This is a genomic window from Streptomyces sp. NPDC046215, from assembly GCF_040646215.1.
Taxonomy (GTDB): Bacteria; Actinomycetota; Actinomycetes; order Streptomycetales; family Streptomycetaceae; genus Streptomyces; species Streptomyces stramineus.
In genome coordinates, this window is record NZ_JBEYZW010000047.1 from 1 (window position 1) to 22,256 (window position 22,256).

The 22,256-nt window shown below is 71.8% G+C and carries 20 protein-coding genes and 1 pseudogene; 19 read left to right on the plus strand and 2 right to left on the minus strand.

Translation table 11 applies throughout. The features are described from left to right. Nucleotides 1-124: 124 nt before the first annotated feature. Nucleotides 125-703: a TetR/AcrR family transcriptional regulator gene (locus tag ABZ951_RS20695; protein ID WP_344091330.1), complete on the minus strand. Its 579-nt coding sequence runs from the start codon at nucleotides 701-703 to the stop codon at nucleotides 125-127. A 580-nt stretch (nucleotides 704-1,283) separates the two neighbouring features. Here ABZ951_RS20695 and ABZ951_RS20700 point away from each other — a divergent pair. Both ABZ951_RS20700 and ABZ951_RS20705 read left to right on the plus strand, forming a co-directional pair. Then, complete coding sequence (locus tag ABZ951_RS20700; protein WP_344091332.1) at nucleotides 1,284-1,676, plus strand: rodlin; 393 nt, start codon at nucleotides 1,284-1,286, stop codon at nucleotides 1,674-1,676. A 200-nt stretch (nucleotides 1,677-1,876) separates the two neighbouring features. Continuing rightward, nucleotides 1,877-2,365, plus strand: a complete 489-nt coding sequence (locus ABZ951_RS20705) for a rodlin (RefSeq protein WP_344091334.1) — start codon at nucleotides 1,877-1,879, stop codon at nucleotides 2,363-2,365. 67 nt (nucleotides 2,366-2,432) lie between these two features. On the opposite strand, the pseudogene ABZ951_RS20710 reads toward ABZ951_RS20705, so the two are convergent. After that, nucleotides 2,433-2,570 (minus strand): annotated as a pseudogene (locus tag ABZ951_RS20710) (3-hydroxybenzoate 6-monooxygenase); the annotation flags it as partial. A 194-nt stretch (nucleotides 2,571-2,764) separates the two neighbouring features. On the opposite strand from ABZ951_RS20710, the gene ABZ951_RS20715 reads away from it, so the two are divergent. The 17 genes from ABZ951_RS20715 to ABZ951_RS20795 all read left to right on the plus strand — a co-directional run bounded on the left by ABZ951_RS20715 (nucleotide 2,765) and on the right by ABZ951_RS20795 (nucleotide 22,204). Beyond that, nucleotides 2,765-3,265, plus strand: a complete 501-nt coding sequence (locus ABZ951_RS20715; RefSeq protein ID WP_344091336.1) for a cupin domain-containing protein — start codon at nucleotides 2,765-2,767, stop codon at nucleotides 3,263-3,265. Nucleotides 3,266-3,461: 196 nt separating this feature from the next. Beyond that, nucleotides 3,462-5,285 carry a type IV secretory system conjugative DNA transfer family protein gene (locus tag ABZ951_RS20720; protein ID WP_344091338.1) on the plus strand — a complete coding sequence of 608 codons (1,824 nt, stop codon included), beginning with the start codon at nucleotides 3,462-3,464 and terminating at the stop codon, nucleotides 5,283-5,285. Between the two features lie 46 nt (nucleotides 5,286-5,331). Further along, on the plus strand, nucleotides 5,332-6,435 hold the full coding sequence (locus ABZ951_RS20725; protein WP_344091340.1) for a hypothetical protein: 1,104 nt from the start codon (nucleotides 5,332-5,334) through the stop codon (nucleotides 6,433-6,435). Then, nucleotides 6,432-7,094 (plus strand): hypothetical protein, encoded by a 663-nt coding sequence (locus ABZ951_RS20730; protein WP_344091342.1) that lies wholly within the window; start codon nucleotides 6,432-6,434, stop codon nucleotides 7,092-7,094. The genes ABZ951_RS20725 and ABZ951_RS20730 overlap by 4 nt, the downstream gene beginning before the upstream one ends. Next, complete coding sequence (locus ABZ951_RS20735) at nucleotides 7,094-7,585, plus strand: hypothetical protein (protein WP_344091344.1); 492 nt, start codon at nucleotides 7,094-7,096, stop codon at nucleotides 7,583-7,585. Before ABZ951_RS20730 ends, ABZ951_RS20735 begins: the two co-directional genes overlap by 1 nt. Further along, nucleotides 7,582-8,535 (plus strand): hypothetical protein, encoded by a 954-nt coding sequence (locus ABZ951_RS20740; protein ID WP_344091346.1) that lies wholly within the window; start codon nucleotides 7,582-7,584, stop codon nucleotides 8,533-8,535. The genes ABZ951_RS20735 and ABZ951_RS20740 overlap by 4 nt, the downstream gene beginning before the upstream one ends. A gap of 208 nt (nucleotides 8,536-8,743) precedes the next feature. Then, on the plus strand, nucleotides 8,744-9,982 hold the full coding sequence (locus ABZ951_RS20745) for a conjugal transfer protein (protein ID WP_344091348.1): 1,239 nt from the start codon (nucleotides 8,744-8,746) through the stop codon (nucleotides 9,980-9,982). Between the two features lie 52 nt (nucleotides 9,983-10,034). Continuing rightward, nucleotides 10,035-10,268: a TcpD family membrane protein gene (locus ABZ951_RS20750; protein WP_344091350.1), complete on the plus strand. Its 234-nt coding sequence runs from the start codon at nucleotides 10,035-10,037 to the stop codon at nucleotides 10,266-10,268. Then, nucleotides 10,265-10,852 carry a hypothetical protein gene (locus ABZ951_RS20755; protein ID WP_344091352.1) on the plus strand — a complete coding sequence of 196 codons (588 nt, stop codon included), beginning with the start codon at nucleotides 10,265-10,267 and terminating at the stop codon, nucleotides 10,850-10,852. Before ABZ951_RS20750 ends, ABZ951_RS20755 begins: the two co-directional genes overlap by 4 nt. Nucleotides 10,853-10,860: 8 nt before the next feature. Continuing rightward, nucleotides 10,861-13,422, plus strand: coding sequence for an ATP-binding protein (locus ABZ951_RS20760; protein ID WP_344091354.1), 2,562 nt, complete (start codon nucleotides 10,861-10,863; stop codon nucleotides 13,420-13,422). After that, nucleotides 13,419-14,000: a hypothetical protein gene (locus ABZ951_RS20765; protein WP_344091356.1), complete on the plus strand. Its 582-nt coding sequence runs from the start codon at nucleotides 13,419-13,421 to the stop codon at nucleotides 13,998-14,000. Before ABZ951_RS20760 ends, ABZ951_RS20765 begins: the two co-directional genes overlap by 4 nt. Continuing rightward, entirely contained in the window at nucleotides 13,997-16,030 is a 2,034-nt protein-coding gene (locus ABZ951_RS20770) for a hypothetical protein (RefSeq protein WP_361280422.1), read from the plus strand. The genes ABZ951_RS20765 and ABZ951_RS20770 overlap by 4 nt, the downstream gene beginning before the upstream one ends. 9 nt (nucleotides 16,031-16,039) lie before the next feature. Continuing rightward, a complete protein-coding gene (locus ABZ951_RS20775; protein ID WP_344091360.1) occupies nucleotides 16,040-16,828 on the plus strand; it encodes a hypothetical protein in 789 nt (262 codons plus the stop codon). A gap of 4 nt (nucleotides 16,829-16,832) precedes the next feature. Further along, nucleotides 16,833-18,065 (plus strand): peptidase M23, encoded by a 1,233-nt coding sequence (locus ABZ951_RS20780; protein ID WP_344091362.1) that lies wholly within the window; start codon nucleotides 16,833-16,835, stop codon nucleotides 18,063-18,065. A gap of 84 nt (nucleotides 18,066-18,149) precedes the next feature. Beyond that, nucleotides 18,150-18,908, plus strand: a complete 759-nt coding sequence (locus ABZ951_RS20785; protein ID WP_361280424.1) for a hypothetical protein — start codon at nucleotides 18,150-18,152, stop codon at nucleotides 18,906-18,908. A gap of 499 nt (nucleotides 18,909-19,407) precedes the next feature. Then, entirely contained in the window at nucleotides 19,408-20,349 is a 942-nt protein-coding gene (locus ABZ951_RS20790) for a hypothetical protein (protein ID WP_361280426.1), read from the plus strand. Between the two features lie 61 nt (nucleotides 20,350-20,410). Beyond that, nucleotides 20,411-22,204 (plus strand): Imm49 family immunity protein, encoded by a 1,794-nt coding sequence (locus ABZ951_RS20795; RefSeq protein WP_344091369.1) that lies wholly within the window; start codon nucleotides 20,411-20,413, stop codon nucleotides 22,202-22,204. The last annotated feature ends 52 nt before the right edge of the window (nucleotides 22,205-22,256 follow it).

The following is a 22,256-nucleotide window of genomic DNA, read 5'->3' on the forward strand; positions in this document are numbered from 1 at the left end:
GCCCGCGGGGCCGGCGGCCCGGGGGGGGGGGGGGGGGGGGGGCGGGGGCGGGGGGGGCCCCCCCCCCCGGCCGGGTTCGCCTAGCGGCGGCCTGGAGCGGGTGTGCGAGGAGGAGGGACGGGGGTCAGGCGGTCTCGGCGACCGCCCGGTCGAGGGTCGTCAGGGCGACGTCGAGGAGCGCCTGGCGCTTCTGCTCGTCGGTGCCGCTCAGCTCGCCGAGCGTGAACGCCCCGAAGTGGACGGTCAGCAGGGCGCTGGCGACGTGGATCTGGGTGTCGAAGCCGAGCCCGCCGGAGTGCATCAGCCGGCCGATGGCCTCCATCCGCTCGCGCAGCACCCCGCCGACGGCCAGGCCGCGCAGGGACGCCTGGTTCTCCTGGAGGATGCGGTAGATGGGGATCGCCGATTGCAATGCCGCGCTGTAGCGGCTGAGCAGCTCGCGCTTGGTGGCCGGGGTCTGCGGCTGCTCCCTGGCCCAGGCGATGAGGTCGTCGACCGGGCGGCCGAGGTCCTCGGAGATGGCGCTGAGGATGTCTTCCTTCGTCTTGAAGTGGTAGTACAGCGCCGCCTTGGTGACGCCGAGGGCCTCGGCGATCTCCCGTAGCGACGTCTTCTCGTAACCCCGAGAGACGAAGAGGTCCAGGGCTGTTTTCCGGATGCGCTCCCGGGTGTCGCTCCTGCGCGCCTGAGGGGTGCTGCCCATGCATCTCTCCCTGCCGTTGTCGTGATCCTGCCGCCCCCTGCCGGACCGGCGTGCTGCCCGGCCAAGTGCGCGGCACGGCACCCGGGTTGACCACTGACCGGTCGGCACGTCAGTGGTCATGGGGCGCTGCCGCACACGTTAGGGGGGAGTGGAGATCATGCCGCAGGAAACGACCGCGCAGGAGGCCGCGCCGGGGACCGCGACACCACCGGCACGCAATACGTACATTGTCGTGGTCACCGTCGCCGGCACGTAGCGGTTCACCTGCGCCGACGGGCCGATTTGCGCAGGGCGCGGGGCCCGCGGGCGGCCGGTCGCCGGGCGGCCCGGGCGGCCCCGCCGGGTGTGCGGTCGCGTGGCACGGCGTGCGGGAGCGGGGACCGGCGGACGGGCCGGCCCGCACCACGGCGGCCGGAAAACTTTTCCGCGGGAATGCGGGAGCGCCGGTCATAAAAGTGCCAGTCGTACCCGTGGCGAGGGTACTGGCGCAAATGAGTGAAAGCCCGGAACCTCTCCAAAAAGCCGGAGTTAGGCAGAACGCTTTCCCAGTGGGGGCGCTACACGATCGAAAGGCATAGACGTGCTCAAGAAGGTAATCGCCACGGCCGCCCTGACGGTTTCCACGGTCGGCACCCTCGCCGGCCCCGCGATGGCCATCGGCAACGATGACGACGTCGCCAATGGCAACGCCGCCAAGGTCGGTTACGGCAACACCAAGACCGGCGGCAAGGAAAGCCCGCAGATGAGCCTGATCCAGGGCTCGCTCAACAAGCCTTGTGTGGCCATCGGCAAGCTCGGTATCCAGTCCATCGTGGCCCTGATCAACATCGGCGTCCAGGACATCCCGATCCTCACCTCGCAGCAGCAGCAGCAGTGCACCGACAACTCCACGATCTCCGACGGTGACGACCCGCTGTCGCACATCCTCTCGGAGCTCCCGATCCTGTCGGCCAACGGCTCCGCGAACGGCTGACCGCAGGTACCCGGAAAGTCCCTCCGCCGCGGGTGTGCGGGCCCTGCGGCGGAGGGGCTTTTCGATTCCGGCGCCCTTCCACGCTCATTTCTGATCGGGCTGCGACGGTGGGCCGAAGGGGTGAAGGTTAATAACCTTCGCACCCGGTGTGAGTTATTCAGGGTGCTCCCGTAATTCGTCGACCAGAGCGAAGGAATAGCGTGATCAAGAGAGTAGTGGCCACCACGGCGCTCGTGGCTTCCGCGGCCGGCGTCTCGGCCACGCCGGCCATGGCGGTCGGCAACGGTAGCGACGTCGCCAACGCGAACGGCTCGCATCAGGAATACGGCAACACTTACACGGGCGGCTACATGAGCCCGCAGATGGGCCTCATCAACGGCTCGCTCAACAAGCCGTGCATCGGTATCGGCAAGCTGGGCGCCCAGTCGATCGTCGGCCTGCTCAACATCGGCCTGCAGGACATCCCGATCCTGTCCTCGCAGCAGCAGCAGCAGTGCACCGAGAACTCCACGATCCACGATGGCGACGACCCGCTGTCGCACATCCTGGACCAGATCCCGATCCTCTCGGGCAACGGCTCCGCGAACCGCGCGCACCACGGAGGCCATGGCCACAGAGGCCACGACGGTCACGGCGGTAACCACGGTTACAAGGACCACGGCGGGCACGGCGGGCACGACAAGCACTGATCCACGCCGCACGCACACCGGCCGCCCCCGGGAGACCCCCGGGGGCGGCTTCGTGCGGTCACGCCCGTCAGCGGGCCCCCGCGTGCAGCCGCGCCACCTTGTCGTAGAGGTCGTCCGCGGTGAGCGGGGAGAGCATCGCGTTGCGCGCCCGGGCCGCCTCGCCGGCCGGGTGATACAGCTGCCGGCCCACCTCCCGGGCCACCAGCGAGAGTGACGTCTCCTTCCCTCCCCGCCCGCCGGTGCGGGTCCGGCCAGGCCAAGTGGCCCAAGATCAGCAGCGGTAAATGCACCAGAGTGCCGACCACTCGCCCCCGTAGATTGATCACAACGGAACGCGGCGCCAGGAACGCAGCACCGGGCACGCGGCCCGTGGCACGCACGGACTCAAGGGAGCACCACATGAGCAACACCCCGCACGGCCACGACGCCGTCCTCGTCCGCGCCGCCGACGCGACCGCCCTCAGCGACGGACCCGGCAGCCTGATCACCCTGCTCGCGGACTCCGACCACACCGGCGGCGCCCTCACCACCAACCGCGCCACGCTGTCCGAGGGCGCGGCCGGGGCCCCGGCGCACTTCCACACGCGGGCCACCGAGTTCTTCTTCGTCCTCGACGGCAGACTCGAAGTCCTTGTTGACGACACGGTGCTCACCCTGGAGAAGAACGACTTCCTCGCCGTGCCCCCGCGCATGCCCCACGCCTTCGCCCCCGCCGCCGGCCACTCCGCCGACGCCCTCGTCGTCTTCACGCCCGGCATGGGCCGCTTCGACTACTACCGCCTGCTGGAGCGGGTGAACAAGGGCGAGGCGAGCGTCGAGGAGATCAAGGAGTCCTCAGAGCGCTTCGACAACCACTACGTCGACAGCCCGGTCTGGCGCCGGGCCCGAGCCACCGTCTGACCCCACCGCCCGACCCCACCGCCCGGCCCCCTGACCACCCCCGCCGCCGCCCGTACCGGTCGCTTCGTAACACCTTGGCTGCGTAGTCCCCCACCTCGCCTCTCGAACGCATTCGCTGTCGCACAGAGGTGTTAACGTCGCAGCGATCTGAAGAGATCACATCAAGCAAGGGACGGGGGTCCACAGAGTGGCAGGCGTGCGCGAAGTGGGACGCAAGCACGAGAGCGGCGGGCCTAAGGGGGACATCGCCCTCGTCAAGGGCTCGGCCGTGCTCATCGCCGTGGCCGCCAGCTGGCACCTGGCCGTCTGGGCCACCGCCGACCACATGGCCCTCTCGGACGTCCTGGCCACGGCCGGCGCGCTCGCCGCGCACAAGCCCCTCGCCGGCCTAGGCGAGGGCATCGAGCCGGCGTCAGCCGCCGTCACCGTCACCGTCTGGCTGGCCGTGCTCCTCGGTCCGCTCGCCGTCATCGCCCTGGCCGTACGGGCCCGCCGCCGCCGCACCCGCGGCGCGGGCGGCGAGGGCCTGGCCTCCGCGAGCGAGGCCCGCCACATGCTCGGCGAGAAGCGCGCCCGCGCGGCCGCCAAGATGACGCGCGCGACCTCCTTCACCGGCAAGGACGGCCGTTACGACGCCAAGGCCGCCGCCCGCGCCGAACTCCGCGAGGTCGGCTGGCTGCTCGGCACCCAGCTCGGCAGCGGCCAGCCGCTGGTCGCCACGCCCGAGGACTCCGTCGCGGTCATCGCCCCCTCCGGCGGCGGCAAGTCCCGCAACGTCGTCATCCCCGCCTGCCTGGACGCGCCCGGGCCCCTCGTCGTCACCTCCACCCGCGCCGACGTCCTCGACGTCATCGCGGAACCGCGCTCCCGCATGGGCCGGGTCTGGGTCTTCGACCCGCTCGACACCGTCGGCTGGCCCCACCGCATGGTGTGGGACCCGGTGGCCGGCTGCCAGGCAGGCGAGACCGCGACCTCGCGGGCCCTGTCGTTCTCCGTCGGCATGGGCGCGGACGACAGCTCCTCCAGCAACGGCAGCTTCTTCCAGCAGACCGCCTCCTCCGCGCTGACCCGCCTCCTCCACGCCGCCGCCCTCGAAGGCAAGACCATCGAGCACGTCATGCGCTGGGCCACCAACCTGGAGAAGGCCAGCGAACCGCGGGCCATCCTCACCGACCACCCCAACGCCGAGCCCGGCTGGGACGTCCTGCTGCGGTCCGTGTCGACGGGCGCCGACGAGACCGTCGCCTCCACCCGCCAGACCCTCGCCGCCCAGATCGAACCCCTCGCCCTGCGCAAGGTGCTGCGCTGCGTCACCCCGCAGCCGGGCGTGCCGACCTTCGACCCGGACGCGTTCGTCGCCTCCCGCGACACCCTCGTCCTCATCAGCGACTCCAACGCCTCGACGAACGTCTCCCCGCTGACGACGATGCTGCTGGGCGAGGTCGTCGATGCCGCCAAGCGCCGCGCCCCGAGGCTGCCGTCGGGCCGCCTGGACCCGTTCCTGCGCCTGGTCCTGGACGAGGTCGCGAACGTCGCGCCGCTGCCGAAGCTGCCGTCGCTTGCCTCAGACGCCCGCGGCTACGGCATCCACATCGTCTACGCGCTGCAATCCCTGGCCCAGGCCGTCCTGCGGTGGGGCCAGCACGAGGCCGACACCCTCCTCGACAACGCCGCGGCCACCCTCGTCATGGGCGGCCTGAAGGACGTCGAGGCGCTGCGCCGCTTCTCGGAACTCGTCGGCGAGGCCGAGATCCTGGAAATCTCCACCGCCCGCGACTCCCAGCGCCTCTTCGGCCACAGCACCAACGAAGTCGAACGCGAGCGCCGCATCCTGCGCCCCGAGGAGATCCGCCAGCTCCCGCACGGGCAGGCCCTGCTCCTCTTCCGCGGCGCGCCGGGCGTCATCGCCGAGCTGCTGCCGTGGGACCAGCGGCGCGACGGGCAGGCGCTGAGGGCCGCCGAGCACGCGACGCGGTCGGCGCGGATCGGGCCGCCGCCGGTGGAGACCACGGGCGCGTAGAAGGACGGCGCGTAGAGAGACGGCGCGCAGAAAGACGGTAGGAAGCATGGAAGAACAACTGCGGGACGAACTGAAGGCCCTCCGGGAAGAGGTGGCGTCCCTGCGGGCATGGCGCACTCAGTTCGAGGCGGCCGTCAACAGCTTCGCGTCGAACAGCAAGGCGAGCCAGGCCGAGGTCACGGAGGTCGTGGCGGAGGTCATCGACCGGCTGCACGCGGTGGAGGCGGCCACGGCCCACGCCGGGCCGGCCGGCGCCGCCGGAGAGCACCTGCCGTGGTCGCTCCGCGCGACGGAGGACGACTGGCGGAGCCTCACCGACTGGATCGACTGGCTCGGCAAGCACTACGCCCCCCAGCTCCACCTGCGCATCTGGCCCTGCTGGCCGCTGCACGGCGGCGTGACCGAGGAGCTCGCCGCCCTGCACGCGGCCTGGCGCGCCGCCACCGAGGCCGACGCGAACCCGGCGCGGCCCGGCAGCGACCTCGCGTACTGGCACCAGATGTGGCTGTGGCCGACGATCGAGCGCATCCGTCAGCACTACATGTTCAGCGAGTGCGAGACCGACCACGCAACCGACCGCCCGGGCCGCCCCACGGACGAGGCCGCGCTCAAGGCGCGCATGGCGGAGGCGGCGGCGGAGCGCGACAGGCAGGAGAACGCGCGCTACACCTTCTTCGCGGAGGCGCTCACGGCCGACGCGGCGGAGCGGCCCGACGCGCTGTGGCGGCACGCGGGCGCCGTGGGGGCCGGGGCGGGAGGGGCGTGGGAATTCCTCTCCCTCCTGGACTGGCAGTGGCACGCCACCGAGGACGTCCCGGCGCGCGACCGCCTGCACCCGGTACCGGCCGAGCGCGCCGCCGCGCTGGCCGCCGACCGGCAGAGCTGGGTGAGGTACTGGGCGCGGTACGTCGACGAGGAGGACTGGCGGGCGGGCGAGGGCCCGACCACGGTCGTCCGGCGGCGCATGAGCCCGGAGCGCATCTACGACGAGGCGTTCAAGAGGGACAACACCTGGGGCCCGACCGCGTCGGTCTACGCGTTCTTCGACGCCCGGCCCTCCAACCCCCCGCACCTTGTCGAGATCGATGTCCAGGAGGCCGAGCGCGCGCTGCACGGCCTCCGCGGAGTGACCGGAGCCACCGAGCTGTGAGCATCACCGCACCGAAGGCGTGGCGTGACGACGCCGAGCCCCACCTGGCCCTGACCGAGGAGGAGAACCGCCTCGTCACCGCGCGCTGGGAAGAGGCCCGCGCGGCACAGAAGACGCTCGACGAGGTCATGGACGGCCTCTACCGCGAAATGGCGGCGGCCAACGGCGCCCGGCTGGAAGGAAAGCAGTACCGCGTCAAGGGCCTGCTCGCCTTCCGCCGCCAGGCCGCCGCGGAACTGGACGAGGGCGTCCCCGCCGAGAAGTTCGTCCGCAAGGTCAACGACCTCAACCGCTACACGCTGACGTTCCAGCCGGAGCACTACACGGAAGGCGTCCGGCGGACGTACGCGCTGCTGCACGAGCAGGGTTTCGTCATTGTCCCGGGTTTCGAGCGCAACAGCTGGGAGGACCCCGTCTACAAGGGCTTCCACGCCACGTGGCAACGCCCCGACGGCACGCTCACGTTCGAGATCCAGTTCCACACGCCCGCGAGTTACCGGGCGAAGACGGAAAATCACCCGCTTTACGATCTGTACCGCTCACGGCACGTCCGCCGCTCCCTCGAAGGCGAGGACACCACCGGCCGGTGGCACGAAGAGGCGGCGAAGACCGTGCAGAGCGAACGGTACGGGCGGGGCCCGGAGAAGGAGAGCAACTGATGAGTGAGCAGGACGAATACTTCGTCAAGGCGGCTCCGCCGTACACGGAGGAGCGGCCGTCGAGCCTCTGGCGGCGGTCGGGGGACGACTGGGCGTACCTGTCGCTCCTGGACTGGGAGTGGCACGACGTCAAGGACACCACGGTCAAGACGCCGCCCGCCCCGGACGCCCTGTACCCGGTGTCGGCGGAGCGGGCCGCCGCGCTGGAGGGGGACCGGCAGGCATGGGTCCGCTACTGGGCGCACTACGTGGACGAGGAGGACTGGAAGGACGGCGAGCCGCCCACCACCGTCGTCCGCCGCCGGCGCAGCCCCGAGCGGCTCGTGGACGAGTCGTTCCGGGCCGGCGGCGCCTGGGGCCCCACGGACGCGGTCTTCGCGTCGGGTGACCTCAGGACGTCCAACCCCCCGTACCTGAAGGAGCTGAGCGCTGACGAGGCCGAGGCCCTGATGCAGGAGCTGTTCGGGGTCACGGGAGGCACCGAACTGTGAGCGGCACAACGGGGGCCTGGGAGGGCGAGGGCTACACGCTCAGCCCGGAACAGAATCGTGTGGTCACCGAGCGGTGGGAGCGGGCTGCCGCCGCCCGGCAGGACATGGACGCCATGATGAAGGGCGTTCAGCAGGAGACGGCGCAGTCGCACGGGGGCAGATTGGAGGGCCTTGAGTACTCGCTCAAGGGCCTCGACTCCTTCCGCCGGAAGGCCGCGACCGCCGCCGTGGTCGGGAACGTTCCGGTCGAGAAGACCGCGCGCAAGGTCAACGACCTGAACCGCTACACCCTGACCTTCGACCCCGACAGCTACTCCCAGGGTGTGGAGCGGACATACGAGCGGCTCCGTCACTCCGGGTACGAGCCCATATCGGAGAAGAACACCTGGCAGGATCCGGTGTACAAGGGGATCAATACCTCTTGGCAGCACACGGAGTCGGCCGAGAAGTTCGAGCTCCAGTTCCACACTCCGGACAGCTTCAAAGCCAAGATGGAGAATCACGAACTCTACGAGCTCTCCCGCGGTAACGCGCTCGCCGACCTCGCCGAGGGAAACGAAGAGCTGGCGCAGTCCTATCGTGATGCCGCCAACCAGCTGCAGAACGAGCGGTACAAGAACGTCGAGGTGCCGCCGGGGCAGGAGAAGATCGGCGAACAGCTGGTCCGGGACAAGCTCAATCCCCGGGTGCCCTTGGACCACGTCGAGCTGATCCGCCAGAAGGAAGCCGAGAAGCGGGCCGAGAACCTCGGCCACGCGCAGGCGCCCGTGCTGGGGCAGGTGGAGCAGGCCACCTTGCAAGCCGACGGCCCCGGGCAGGCCAAAACCAACGATCTACGCAACAGGTTGGCTACAAGGCCGGCCGTGGAACTCCCCCGGCAGAAGACCGCGACGCCGGGTATCGAGCAGTTTCCGCAGCAATCCCGTAGTCGCGGCCCCTCACTCGGGTGACCGTTGCCCCGCTCTCGCTGAGGGGATAGCCGGAAGTGCCCGCCTTGTCGGAAAACGCAGGGCGTCACGGCGAGCATGATCATTCATAATCGAACCAAAACTGATCGGCAGATGTCATTTGACGATCAGTTTTGGTCGACGTACTGTCCTGCCACTCAGACCTAGCACGGGGGAAGGGTCAACGGGGTTGAGCACGTTCACGACGGTTATGCGGCGGATTCTGAATCTGCCGGAGCCGCGCAGCGACAAGGCCACGGCCACGTCATCTCCGGAGGTATCCCCGCCCCAGCAGGCGGCCCCGGCCCGCCCGGCCGCGGCCGCCGCGCCCCCGGCGGCGCTCCAGCAGTGGACCGACGCCGCCGCCCGGCTCCAGGCGCAGACGCCCGAGCCGCCCCCGGCACAGCCGGCCGCGCCCGCCGCCCGGGGCCCGCAGGAGCGCGACGTCCCCTGGCAGATCGAGGACGAGAAGAGCGGCACCAAGTTCCTGGTCAAGGCCGGTCGCGGGGCCCTCTGGGGCCTCGTCGCGCTCGCCGCGATCACCGGTGTCCGCTCCTGGTTCTGGACGCCGGCTCCGCAGAAGGCCGACCCGGTCCAGGTCAACAGCGGGCCCGCCTACCCCGTCCAGGAGGCCCAGGTCGTCGCCGCCCGCTTCGCGCGCGCCTATCTGACCTGGGACGAGGACAACCCCCAGGCCCGCGCCGAGGCACTGACGCGCGACATGGCCAAGGGGATGGACGCCGCGGTGGGCTGGAACACCCGGGGGCACCAGGAAGTCCTCGTCGCCCAGCCCGGTCCCGTCACCGAGGAGAAGGACAAGCGGGCCCGGGTGCGGGTCGACGTCCTGGTGAAGGGCCCCGCTTCCGCCGACAGCGCCAAGCCGGCGGACAAGGACAAGCAGAGCGACAAGTCCAAGGACGACAAGTCCAAGGACAAGAAGGACGAAGCGAAGAAGGACGAAGCGGGCAAGGACGAGAAGGACCGGAATTCCCCGTCCGCCACCGGCCCCCGGTGGCTCGGGCTGGACATCCCGGTCGTCCACACCGCCGGCCGGATCGTCGTCACGGGCCAGCCCGGCATGGTGGGCGTGCCCCACAGCGCTCCCGCCGCACCCGCGCTCACCGCGAAGTCCGGTGACCACGAATTCAGTGACAAAACCCGCGGCGTGGCCGAGGAGTTCTTCGCCAAGTACGCCTCGGGAGAGGCCGAGTCGGTCGCCGCGCCGGGTGCCTCCGTCGCCGCACTGCCGCCGGGCGTGACCTTCGGTTCACTGCGCAACTGGTCGGTCGACGAAGGCAGCGGGGGCGACCGTACCGGCGTCGCCACCGTCACCTGGCAGATGGCCGGGGCCGAACTGGAGCAGACGTACCGGGTCAAGCTGACCCGCGTCGCCTCGGCCAAGGCAGAACGCTGGCAGGTCGTGGAAATCCACGGCGGAATGTCCTCCTGACCGGTGCCGTAATCCGGACCTGTCCGCTCTTATCTCAAGCAAGGGAAGAATGATGGAATTCGCGCTGTCCAATGGTGCCGAGCTCAAGACCTGGGTGATCGCCGTCGCCGGCAACATCTTCCTGATCGTCCTCGCGGTCAGGGCGATCGGCCACTACGCGAAGCGTGAGTGGGGTGAGCTGCTCGCCCACTTCATAGCGGGCGTCGTCGTCGCCGGCTTCGTCTACTCGCCGGACAGCGCCAAGAACATGCTCACCGCGATCTGGGCCAAAGTGGCGGGCGCATGAGGGTTGGACACACCTTCACCCGCCATTTCGACCTGGAGACACGGCAGCACGAGCTGCTCGGCATGGACCTCGGCGAGGGCCCGTCCCGGCGGGTCCTCGTCACGGGTGCCGTCGTCTACGCGGTCTGGATGGGCGGTCTCTTCCTGATCTTCGGCTGGCCCTCGCAGATGTTCTTCACCCTCTACTTCGCGCCGCCGGCCCTCATCACCTTCTACGGGTCCCAGCGGTCGCGGCGCAATGAGCGGCGCTGGAACCTCACGCAGTGGGCGCTCACTGTCAGGTACCTGACCGTGGGCCACCGCCCGGTCATCAACGGCGGCCGCCGGGCGGCGGACCGGTCGGAATGGCTTCCGCTGCGGGCCCGCCTCGGGGAGAAGGCCGACGACGCCCTGGCCCTTCCCGGCATGGGCGCGTTCGACCGGTTTCTCGGTGACGAGGAACCGCAGCGGATGTCCGGCCGGCCCGTGACGCTCGAAGCCCGCCCCCGGCTGTACGGGCCGGATCAGGTCTACCGCGCGAGGTCGCGCAACCACTCGTCCCAGAAGGCACCGGGCGGCGGCCGCAACGGCCGGAAAGGTACGTGAGGTACGCCATGAAGATCATGAAGGGCATCGCCCGGTTCCTGGGCGTCGACGGTGACCGGTCCGCCCCGCCGCCGCGCTACGTGGCGCTCACGGACGGGCTGGTCATCACGGAGACCCACGCCGAGGCGTGGTACCTGCTCGGCAGCTCCAACACCGACCTGATGTCGGAGGGCGCCCGGGACGCCGAACAGGACCAGGCGAGCAGTGCCCTGGCCCGCACCCTGGCCGGCTACGACTGCCACCTCAAGATGCTCTGGTCGCCGCTGAACGCGGAGGACTACCGGACCGAGGCGGAGACCCTCTTCTCGGCGGGCGACTACGCCTCGTGGGCGGACCTGCGCGTCAGGCGCCTGGAGGAACTGGAGCTGCCCACCCGCATCCTGCTGCTCGGCGTGCGGATCTCCGAGCGCGCGGGCCAGGCCAAGGCGCGCGGGAGCCGCGGCGTCCAGGACGCCCTGGGCATCGGCTCGACCTCGGTGTCCCCGAAGGAGATCGCCCGGCTCGACGCCCTCGCCCGGCGGCTCGGCCGCCAGCTGGAGACCACCCCGTGGAAGGCGCAGCCGGCCACGGTGGAGGTGCTGGCCTGGATGATCGCGCGCGAGCAGCGGCGCGGCACGCCGCTGCCCTCTCCCGACGACAAGGGCGTCATCACCGGCGCGAAGCTCGCCCAGCTCACCCGCGGGCGCGTCCTGCCCTACCCCGACCACGTCCGGGTCCTGGACCAGCGCGGCGAGACGGTCGGCTGGAGCGCGATCCTCACCATGGACGGCTTCCCGGAGGAGATGGAGTCGCCGGGGCCGGGCGAATGGCTGAGGTCCGTCGCCGAGATCTCCTACGTACCGGAGCTCACGGACGACGACGACGCCGGCGACATCACGGCGCTGCCGGTCAACCCCGAGCCGTCCGTCCGCTTCAAGGTCCTCCACAAGCGCGATGCCCTCAAGCAGATCGACGAGGTCCGCCGCCTGGCGAAGGAGCAGCGGCAGAGCGCGGCCAAGCACTCCGCCGGCGAGACCGCCCAGGAGATCGAGGAGACCGAGGAGACGATGACGTCCCTCTCGCGCGACATGAAGCGCGAGGACGTCACGCTCCTGGAGGACAACCCGCGCCTGATCGTCAGCAGTGACGTCTCGCTGGATGACCTGCGGGCCCGCTGCGACGCCGTCATCGGCTTCTACGGCGGCATCGGCATCGAGGTCAGCGTGGCGGCCGAGGAGCAGCGCGAGCTGTGGCTGGAGGCGCAGCCCGGCGACATGCTGCGTGTTCCGGACCTGGCCCACACCCGGACGGTCGGCGCCTTCGCCGGCTCGTGGTTCTGGGGCGGCGCGTCCGTCGGTGACGACACGGGCCCGGTGATCGGCTATCTGACCGGTTCGACCCCCGGCGTCGTCCGCAACGACCTCACCGGCGGCTCCGAGCGCGGCGACGCCACGACCACGGCCTTCATCGGCCGCAGCGGCCGCGGCAAGACGACCGCGATGATGCTGTCCCTGCTGGACTCCGGCTTCCGCGGCTCGTTCGTCCTCGCCCTCGACTTCAAGGGCGACATGGGCGGCCTGGTCTCGGCCGGCCGGCGCTACGGGCTCAACGCCCACCTGATCGAGACGGGCGCCCAGTTCGCCGGTGTCGCCGACCTCTTCACCCTGCTCAGCGGCGAGAGCGCCGAGCGCGCCCAGACCGAGGTCCCGGCGCAGCTGGGCATCGCGCTCCCGCAGCACCTGCGCATGCGGGGCGCGGAGACGCCGATCCAGAGCGCCGTCAACGAGATCATCGCCGAGGGCGACCCGGCGACGTGGAAGGTCATCGAGCGGCTGCGCCGGTCCGACGACGAGCTGACGCGCGAGACGGGCAACGCGCTGTTCGAGCTGTCGCTGACGGGCCTGGGCGCGCCGTTCATGGGCCGGCCGGCCGGGGCGGCCCTGATCACCCCCTCGCCGGGCATCTGGGTCGTCCAGGTCCCGGGCATCACGCTGCCGTCGCCCGACGACTCCCGCGACGACTGGTCCGTGCACCAGCGCCTGTCCGTGGCGCTCGTCCACTCGCTGCTCGCGTACGGCATCAGCATGGCGGGCCGCAAGGACCTCCGCGGCCTGCGCAAGGTCGTCGCGGTGCCGGAGGTCCACGTCCTCACGGCCACGCGCGAGGGCAGCTCGTTCCTCCAGTACATCGCCCGAGTGGGCCGCGCCCTGCACACCGCCCTGGTCGTCGACACCCAGGACCCGGAGTCGCTGGCGAGCCTCACCGGTCTCGTCGAGCAGATGACGACGGTCTTCGGCTTCCAGCTGACGACGGGCGAACAGCAGGACGCGATGGCAGCCCTGCTCGACCTGCCGAAGGGCGCCCACACGCGCCAGCTGATCCAGGCCATCGGCGTCGACGTGACGCAGGAGATCCGCCACGGCCACTGCATCATGCGCGACCGCCGGTTCAGCAGCGCGACGGTGCAGTTCGACGTGCCCTCGGTGGAACTGCTGCAACTGCTCAACACCACGCCGAAGACGAACAGCGTCGGTACGGGGGAGAGTCCCGTGTCCATGAGCAAGGCCGCATACGAAGAGGTGGGCGCGTGAACAAGCGGATAGCGGTGGTGGCCGCCGCGGCAGCGTCGGTGCTGATGGTCGCGGGGTGCTCGTCGTCCTCGGACGGCAAGAAGGGCGACAAGCCCGGCGAGAAGCCGGGTTCGGCCGCGGACCGGCAGGCCCAGGAGTACCGCGACGCGGCGAAGAAGGACCGCGCGAAGATGCTCGAAGTGGCGGTCACCTTCCAGAAGGCGGACGGCCTGCACGACGCCGAAACGGCCTGCCGGCTGATGACGGACGCGGGCCGGCACGGCAGCGACGGGTCGATGGAGAGCTGCGTGAAGTTCTACACGCCGCTGAAACCCGACGTGCGCGCTTCGGAGGAGAAGTCGTCCTACAGCGTCACGGGCGACCCCGTCGAGGTGGGGCCGATCGGTGACCACCAGGCGGGCACCGGAGTGATGGTGACGCGTCAGTACCTGTACGAAGGCCGCACCAAGTACTACAGGACGGCGCTGCGCATGGTGAAGGTCCGCGGCGCCTGGCTGGTGGACCAGGAAGAGGAGATCTACGACTCGGAGATGAAGCACTCGAGTCCGGTGTCCAGCGCGCTGATGAGGTCGCATTGAGGTTCCCACGGTTCCGCAACCTGGCCATCCCGGTGGTGGGAGCCTTCACCACGGTGATGGTGACGGCGTCCGCCGCGGCGGCGGACGACGACAAGTTCGCCAAGTACAAGCCGGCCGGTATCGGAGCCCTCCTCCCCGCGCCGAAGACCTCGTACTCCGGTCCGGGCACGCTGTACGAGCAGTACGGCAGCCCCATGCTCTACGACCTGGACGTCCAGCTGGGCTGGGACGAGTTCGGTGACTGGGCGCTCCAGTTCGTCTCCGTCATCTTCATGGGCCTGGCCGTCGTGTTCGCCCTGGCGGCGGTCGTCGTCGTGCAGTGGACGTTCAAGTTCACGTCCATCGACAAGCTCGAGGACTCCATCGCGACCGCCATCTCCGGTGCGGCGGGCACGGTGTCGTCGACCCTGCTGCCCTCAGCGCTGATCGTCGGTGCGCTGATCGCGTTCGCGAACCACCGAAGAAACGGTTCCTCGATCAGCCAGCTGGGCTGGGTGTTCGCGACGGGCATCTTGTCGGTGTCCTTGCTGACCACGCCGAAGGTCTGGATCGAGGGCATCGACTCGATCCGCACCATCGGCAGCAACACGGCCATGGAAGCCGCGTCCGCCGGCATGGGGAACGAGACCAAGGAACCCATCGACATCGGCAGCCAGCCCGTCTACGGCGGGAACCAGCAGGACAACATGCTGCGCAAGTCCGCCGACGCGATCTGGCGGTCCTACGTCGTCACTCCCTGGTGCGTGGCCGAGTTCGGCAACCTCAACACGTGCAAGGAGCACGGAAAGGACCTGCTGGACCTCCCCGCGGACGACAAGAAGCGCGAGGAGTGGCTGAAGACGAACGTCAGCGACGGCACCGTGGGAGAGGAGGCGGTCAAGTACCGCCAGGGCCACGTGGGCCAGGCGCGCGTCATGGTCACCATGGCCGCCGCCGTCTGCGCGGGCCTGTTCGCCATCCTCGCGGTGGCGCTGGCCTTCGCCTCGCTCGCCTCGCTGATCGGCGCGCTGATGCTGCTGCTGGCCGGCGTCGTCTTCGCGTGCCTGTGGGTCATTCCCGGCAGGCCGCGCCAGTGGGGCGTCCGCTGGTTCGACACCCTCCTCGGCTTCACCCTGCAGTCGTTCGTCAGCACGATGGTGCTGGGATGCGTCCTCGTCATCAACACGGCGAGCGTGTCCATGGTCGGTTCGTACGGCTGGTTCGCCTCGGCGGGTGTGAGCATCACGGCCGCGATCGTCGCGTTCAAGTTCCGCGGGATCATGGAAAGCATCGTCGGGGTCACCGGCGCCACCAACTCCTCGTTCAACGCCGGTGCCATGCGCCTCGCCCAGGGAGCCGGGGCCCTCGCGGCGCGGGGCGCCGGCAGGGGCGCCCTGTGGTCGGGCAAGAAGGCGGGAGCACCGGTCGCCCGTAAGGGCAAGGAGCTCGGCGGCAAGGCCGTGGGAGCCGCCAAGGAGGCGGCCCAGGAGAAGTTCGGCCGCCCCTTCAGGACCGCTGCCGCCGCCCGGCAGTTCAGCGAGCGGCACGCGAACATGGACGCCGCCGGCGCGGCCAAGGGCTCCACGAAGCGGCAGAACCACGTCATGGGCAAGGAGGGCGGGCCCGGCACGTCGAGTGAGGTCACCGCGGCCCGGCGCGCCGAGAAGACCGGCAGCTCCGCGCCCCTGTCGGTCGGCCGGGCGAGCCGGGCGAGCGACCTGCAGGGCCGCGGGGCGGCGTCCCAGGCTCAAGCGGCGCGGCGCGGCGCCCGGTCCGGCGGCCAGAACGTGGCCGCCGCGCAGACCGGCCGCCCCGGCACTCCCGGCCAGGAGCGCAAAGCCGCGCGCAAGCCGCCCGCGTCAGGCCGGGGCGGGGAGCGCGAGCGCGGGTTCCGCAGCGCCCCGGCACCGGGCAGCGGCGGTGCGCAGCGGCGCGTCACGGAGGCCCGCAGGGCGGCCGCCGGCGCCACCGGCGCCGCGGCCGACCGCGGCGCGTCCCGTCCGAGAAGACGCACGTCCGTGCGGCCCCCCGCGCCCGTCGGCCGTCGGTGAGGTGGACAGATGAGTAAGAAGCAGGACGAGCGCCCGCCCTCCGAGTGGCGGGAACTGCTCAAGGCGGAGTACGACTACCCCGAGGAGATCGAGAAGGCCGGCAAGCGCCGTGTGCGCAGGCGCGCCCGCAAGGCGTACCGGCAGGAGCAGCGCGAAGAGGTCAAGCGGCGGCTGGCGGAGGAGCGGCGCCGTGAGCCGATCACCTCGGGCGGCGCGATCCTCCTGATCGCCGCCGTCCTGGCCGTCGGTGCCGCCGCCACCCAGTGGTGGCCGGACCGCACGGGAGCCCCGTCGACCGTGGGGCACGCGGGGGACCGCGCCCGGACCCTGGACGCGCCGGACAGCGCCCCGCCGTCCGCGCCCCCGGCCCCGCGGGCACCACAGCCCTCGCCGTCGGCGACGGCCGACCTCAGCAAGCCGGAGAAGTCCGCGGAGGGCTGGGCCCGCGCCTACCTCACGCGCAACCCCCCGGTGGACCGGACGCACACCGCGTCCGTCGACCGGGCCGCGCCGTGGATGACCGACGCACTGGTGGACAACCTGAAGCACTTCGACGACAAGGCGTGGGGCGAGCTCGTCTCCAACGGCGGCGTCTCGAAGGTGGTCCGGGTGACGGTCGGCCCGGCCGACGACGACCGCGTGCGGCAGCAGGCGGACACGGAGGTACGCGTCTGGCGCAAGGTCAGCGTCGACATCACGGTCCAGGGCTACCGGAAGTACACCGAGACGAGGGTGTACCTGACGGAGATCATGCGTGCCTCCGACGGCTGGCGCGTGGGCCGGGTCCTGGGGGTCTGAGCGCGTGGTGACACGTCAGGCTCTGGCCCTGGCCTCGGGTGGGCTGCGCAAGGGACTCGCCTTCAAGGTCGGGATCCCCGCGATGGGCATCCTCATGGGCCTCCTGATGATCGTGGGCATGCTGGCCGGAATCGGCGGCGGCCCCTCGGCCGTCGCCGCCGGCTGCGCCAAGCCCGGCTCGCCCGGGAGCGACGGCTCTGCCGGCAACGGGCAGACCGGCGACACCACGGGGGGTGCGAGCAAGAAGCTGCGCGAGGAGCAGGTCGCGAACGCGAAGATCATCGACGACGTGGCCAAAGAGGGGAAGCTGCCGGGCAGGGCCACCCTGATCGCCCTGATGACGGGCCTCACGGAGTCGCAGCTGTCGAACCTCGACCACGGCGACAGGGACTCCCTGGGCATCTTCCAGCAGCGCCCGTCCACCGGCTGGGGCACTCCGAAGCAGATCCAGGACCCGAAGTACGCGGCTCACATGTTCTTCTTCGGTGGCGACAGCGGTGATCCGCCCGGGCTGGTGGACGTCGCGTGGGAGAGCCTGTCGCTCAACGACGCCGCACAGAAGGTGCAGCGGTCCGGCCTCCCCGACGCCTACGGGCCCAAGGAGGCTCAGGCCCGGAGCATCGCCAAGGAGGCGGGCCTGGACCTGGAGCGGTCGGGCGAGAACCACCCCGGTCAGTCGGGTCGGCAGGGCGGCTCGCGGGGCGGTGGCGACAAGGACGGCAAGGACGGCAAGGACCCCGAGAAGAAGCCGGGGACGTGCAACGACACGTCGGGCGGCGGCAACCCCGGCAAGCCCGGCGAGGCGTTCCACGACAGCAAGGCCGGCTGGCCCGACTTCGTGAAGAACCCCTGGACGACTGAGCAAGCGATCCGATGGGCCAAGGACGAGGCCGCGAGCGGCCGTAAGGACTGGTTCGCGATGTGCCTCGCCTTCACGGCCGCGACATACGGGCGGGGCTCCTCCGGTACGAACTACGCGATCGACCACTACCAGGACGTGATGCCGAAGAACTTGCGCCACGACGGCGACCGCAACCCGCCGCCGGGTGCCCTGATGTTCTGGGACACCGGGCACCGCGCGGGGCACGTCGCCCTCTACGTCGGCGACGGCAAGATCGCGTCCAACGACATCGTGACCCCCGGGGCGATCTCCATCGTTCCGGCCACCGATATCGAGACCAAGTGGAACGCGAAGTATTTGGGCTGGTCACCGCCCTACTACCCCAAGGGTGGCTGATCCGGGTCATCATGGCGCCGGGGCCCGCGCGCGGCTGCGGACCCCGGCCTGCTGGCAGAGAGCGGCGGTAAGTAAGGATTGACCATGCCTGTTGTGACGGACCTCGACTCGGTCCCCCTGACCCCCGTCTACACCATTGTCATCAGCACCAACGGTGAGGCGACGATCGAGGGCGAGCCCGTCGAACTCCTGCCCGGTCAGGACGCGCGGACGTCGGCCCTGGCCGACATCCGCATACGGGCGGCGCGGCGCGGGCACCCGATACGCATCAACGCCAAGGAGCCGGACGGGTCCGTCTGGCCGCTGATAGTCGACCACGACGGTGCCGTGACGGTGTTGCAGGCACCGCACCCCGCGCCTCCGCCGCCGCCCGCCCCGACGCCGCCGCCGGCCCCGGCACCCGCTCCCGCCCCGCCCCGGCCCGCCGCCCCCACCGGCTGGCACGCCCCGCTGCCCGGGCACCACGCCGAACGGTTCGCCCGCATCGTCGAGGCGGAGCTGCGCGGTGACCTGGCCGCCGCCGCGGTGGCCGCCAAGGAACTGGAAGCGGCCGTCGACCGGGAGTACGGGCCGTTGCACCCGCACACCATCGGCGTGCTGGGCACCCGCGCGTGGCTGTCACTGATCATCCAGGACGACTGGGCCGCCACGACCCGCCTCCACCTGCGCACCACCGAGCGCCGTGACACGGCCCGGGCCCCTGTGGAGGAGACCCGGCGGGCCCTCCACAACGCGCACGCCGCCTGGCAGCGGCTCGCCGCGACGGACAGGCTGGAGGCCGAGGAGATCCGCCCGGAGCTGCTGCGCGTCACGGAGCTGATCGAGGGCGAGCGGGTGCCGTAGCCGGCGGCTTGTGGGGGCTTGCACCACCGCTGCGCGGCGGTGTCCTCAGACGCCGGACGGGCTGGTGTGGGCTGAGCTCAGCCGAATCAGCCCGTCCGGCGCTTGAGGACGCGCCCGCAGGGCGCTTGCCGCCGCAGGCGGCACGACGGCCCGCAGCCGAAGGTCTGCCGGACAGGCCCCGGGGGCCACAAGGCAAGGCGAGCCCGCGCAAGGCGCCCGGTGCCGGAGTCGGCGGCTTGTGGGGGTGCACCACCGCTGCGCGGCGGTGTCCTCAGGCTCCCCCAGCTACCGCTGGGAGGTGCCCCCAGACGGGCTGGTAGTTGGCTGAGCTCAGCCACATCAGCCCGTCCGGCGCTTGAGGACGCGCCCGCAGGGCGCTCGCCGCCGCAGGCGGCAACGTGGCAACGACGGCCCGCAGCCGAAAGCCCGCCGACAGGCCCGGGGGCCACGAGGCACGGCAAGCCGCCCGCAGGGCCCCGCTTCCGTCATAATCGCGATCATGCTGCCCGACCTGCCCGCGCCCCTTCCGGACGGGCCTCATCGTCGGCTGCTGTCCGACGTGCTCGCCCTCGGTGCGCCGTACGCGCTCCTGCTCGCCGGTGCCCACGCCGTCCGCGCCCACGGGCTGACCGGCGGCCGCCCGGCCCACGGGCCCGCCGCCGACGACTCCGGGGCGGCCCATCCGGACGCCATCCGCTCGGACGCGGCCTACCCCGAAGCCGCCCGCCCCGGCGCCGTCGGCCCGGATCCGGCCTACCCGGACGCCCCCTACCCCGACGCCCCGCGCCCGGCCCCCGATGCCCCGGCCGCACCAACCGGCACCTCTCACCCCACCCCCCTCGAATTCGTCACCGACACCCCCACCCCCATGGCCGACCTCGTCGCCGTCCTCCGGGACGGCCTGGTCGAGCGCGGCTGGCAGGTCGGGGCAGGCCCGATCGACCCGCTCGCGGCGCGGCTGAACGTCACAGGGCCCGGGCCCGGCCCCGGCTCCGGCTCCGAGGAGAGCCGCACCGTCGACGTCCGCAAGGAGACGCTGTGGCGGCCCCCGGTGGTGAGCGCGTACGGGCCCGTGCCCGGCGTCGAGGACGTCGTCGGGCTGGAGGTGCGCGCCCTCGCCGACCTCGGGCTCGTCCCGCACCTCGTGCACGTCCGCGCCGCCGCCACCCGCTGGTCCCCCGCCGAACTGGAGGAGCTGGGCCGCCGGCACACCCGCGACGGTGCCCTCGACCTCACCGACCTCCAGGCGCGGCTGGCGGCGGCCGAGTGGCTCGACGACAGGGAACTCGCCCGCCACGGGCAGGGCGCCGCCGAGCGGGCCGAGCTCCGCCGCTGGGCCCAGCACTGGGCCGACGACATCGCCGAACGCCTCGTCGAAGACGCGCCCTTCGAGGAACCGCCGTCCCGGGAAAACCCGTCCGGTCCCTTCGAAGACGAGTGACACCAGCGAGACCCAGCGCGACGCGCGACCAGCGCGACCAGTGAGACGAGTGAGCCCCCCCTTGCACAACACGCACATAGCCCGCCACGCCGTGGCCGACGCCCAAGTCGCCGCGGCCGTCGGGAACTTCGCCTCCCGCATCGGCCGTCAGGTCGACCTGATGCAGCACAGCGAGGGCCGGGACCCCTTCGGCTGGGAGTTGATCGCCGACGAGTTCCTCGACTACGCCGGCGCCCTGTCCCTGACGGACCCCGACCTGCGGAGCAACGACGCCCACCAGGCGCTGCGGGCCGCGGCCGACGCGGCGCGGGGCGTCGTCACCCTCGGCGTCTACCAGTGGGAGCCGGTCCACGTCTTCATCGAGTACGTCAACTTCGGTCTGACGTACCGGCCCGCCGAGGACCCCGCGATGGACCTGAGCGCTCAGGACTGGCTCCGCGCGCTGCACCTCGCGGTCATCTGCGGCCGGTACGAGGCGGAGGCCGCCACCTTCGGCGAGACCGCGCAGGCCCTGGCCGTGGCCGCCGACGCCCCCTTGGGCAGGCGCGCCGCCGCGGACCTGGCGTTCGGGCTGCTCGCGTACGTCCGCGACTACGACCTCGACGAGGGTGACGGCTACGACGGCGAGCCGCTGAACCGCGCCGAGGCGGCCGCCCGGCTCGACGCGCTCCTCGCCGAGTCGACGGGCCCGGAGGCGTGGCGCGTGCCGGAGCTGACGGCCACGCGGGCCCTGCTGACCGGTGACCGGGAGGCGTTCCGGGACGGCCTGGCCGGGATGCTGGCCCGGCACCACGAGGTCCACGCCCGGGGCACCGCGAGCCCGCGCAGCCTGCTGCCCCTCGGCGCTATCGCCCTGGCCGCCCTCGCGACCCGGCGCGAAGGGTGGGAGCCGGGCATCGAGTCCGCCTACCTGCCGGCGACGCTCGTCACGGGCCGCCGCACCCCCGGCCCCCGCGTCGGCCCCTACGGCCGGGACAAGAACCCGGCCGCCGCCGCCGAGCACGCGGCGGGCCGTACCGTGACCGTCGTCCGGCCGCCCGCAGGCGGCACCCCGCCGTCCGGGGAGTCGGCCTACGACCGCATCACGGCCGAGAAGGTGGCGGAGCTCGCCGACCCGGAGGCCGATCTCCACCTGGCCACCCGGATGCTGCCGAGCACCGCCCGGTACCAGATCCTCCGCTTCCAGGGGCGCGCGGCCTTCGACCCGGACGGCTCGGACCCCCGGCAACTGGAGGCCCTCACCCTGGCCGCCGAACTGGGCGCCGCCGCCTTCCGCACCGCCGGCCCCGCGACGGGGGAGCGGGTCGACGTCGTCATCGGGGGCACCACCCTGTCGCTGCCCCACGTGGGGCGGCAGCGCGACACCCGCTCCGGCGCGTGGACCGCGGCCGTGGGCGCCGCCCTGGCGGCCGGCGCGCGCCGGCCGCTGGAAGAATTGCTCGCCGTCGACCCCGCAGTCTTCGCCGGCGAGGACCGCACCCTCGTCTCGACGACCTACCGCGACGCCCTCCACGACCACCTGCGCGGCGCCGACGCCCGGCCCGCCACCGACCGCGCCCTGCTCGCCCGGACGGCGCTGCTCGCCCGGGGAGGCGACTTCCTGTGCCCGCCCGCCGTGCTGCTCTCCCAGCTCGTCGCCGGGGACGCCGCGGGCTTCGCGCTCGCGCTCGCCGACGCGCTGGAGGAGCACCGCGACCACTACAGCGTCGGTGACCGCGCCGAGGGCGTGGACGCGCTGATCGGCCTGGACGTCCTCGCGCTCGCCTGCCACGCCCGCGCGCGGGGCCTGCTGCCCGTGCCCGTCCGCTCGGAGTACCTGCCCGCGGCGATCCTCGACGCGCACGCCCCGCGCTGATGGCCGGAAAGAAACGCCGAGGCAGGCCCGGCCGGGAGGCGGCCTTGCCGGT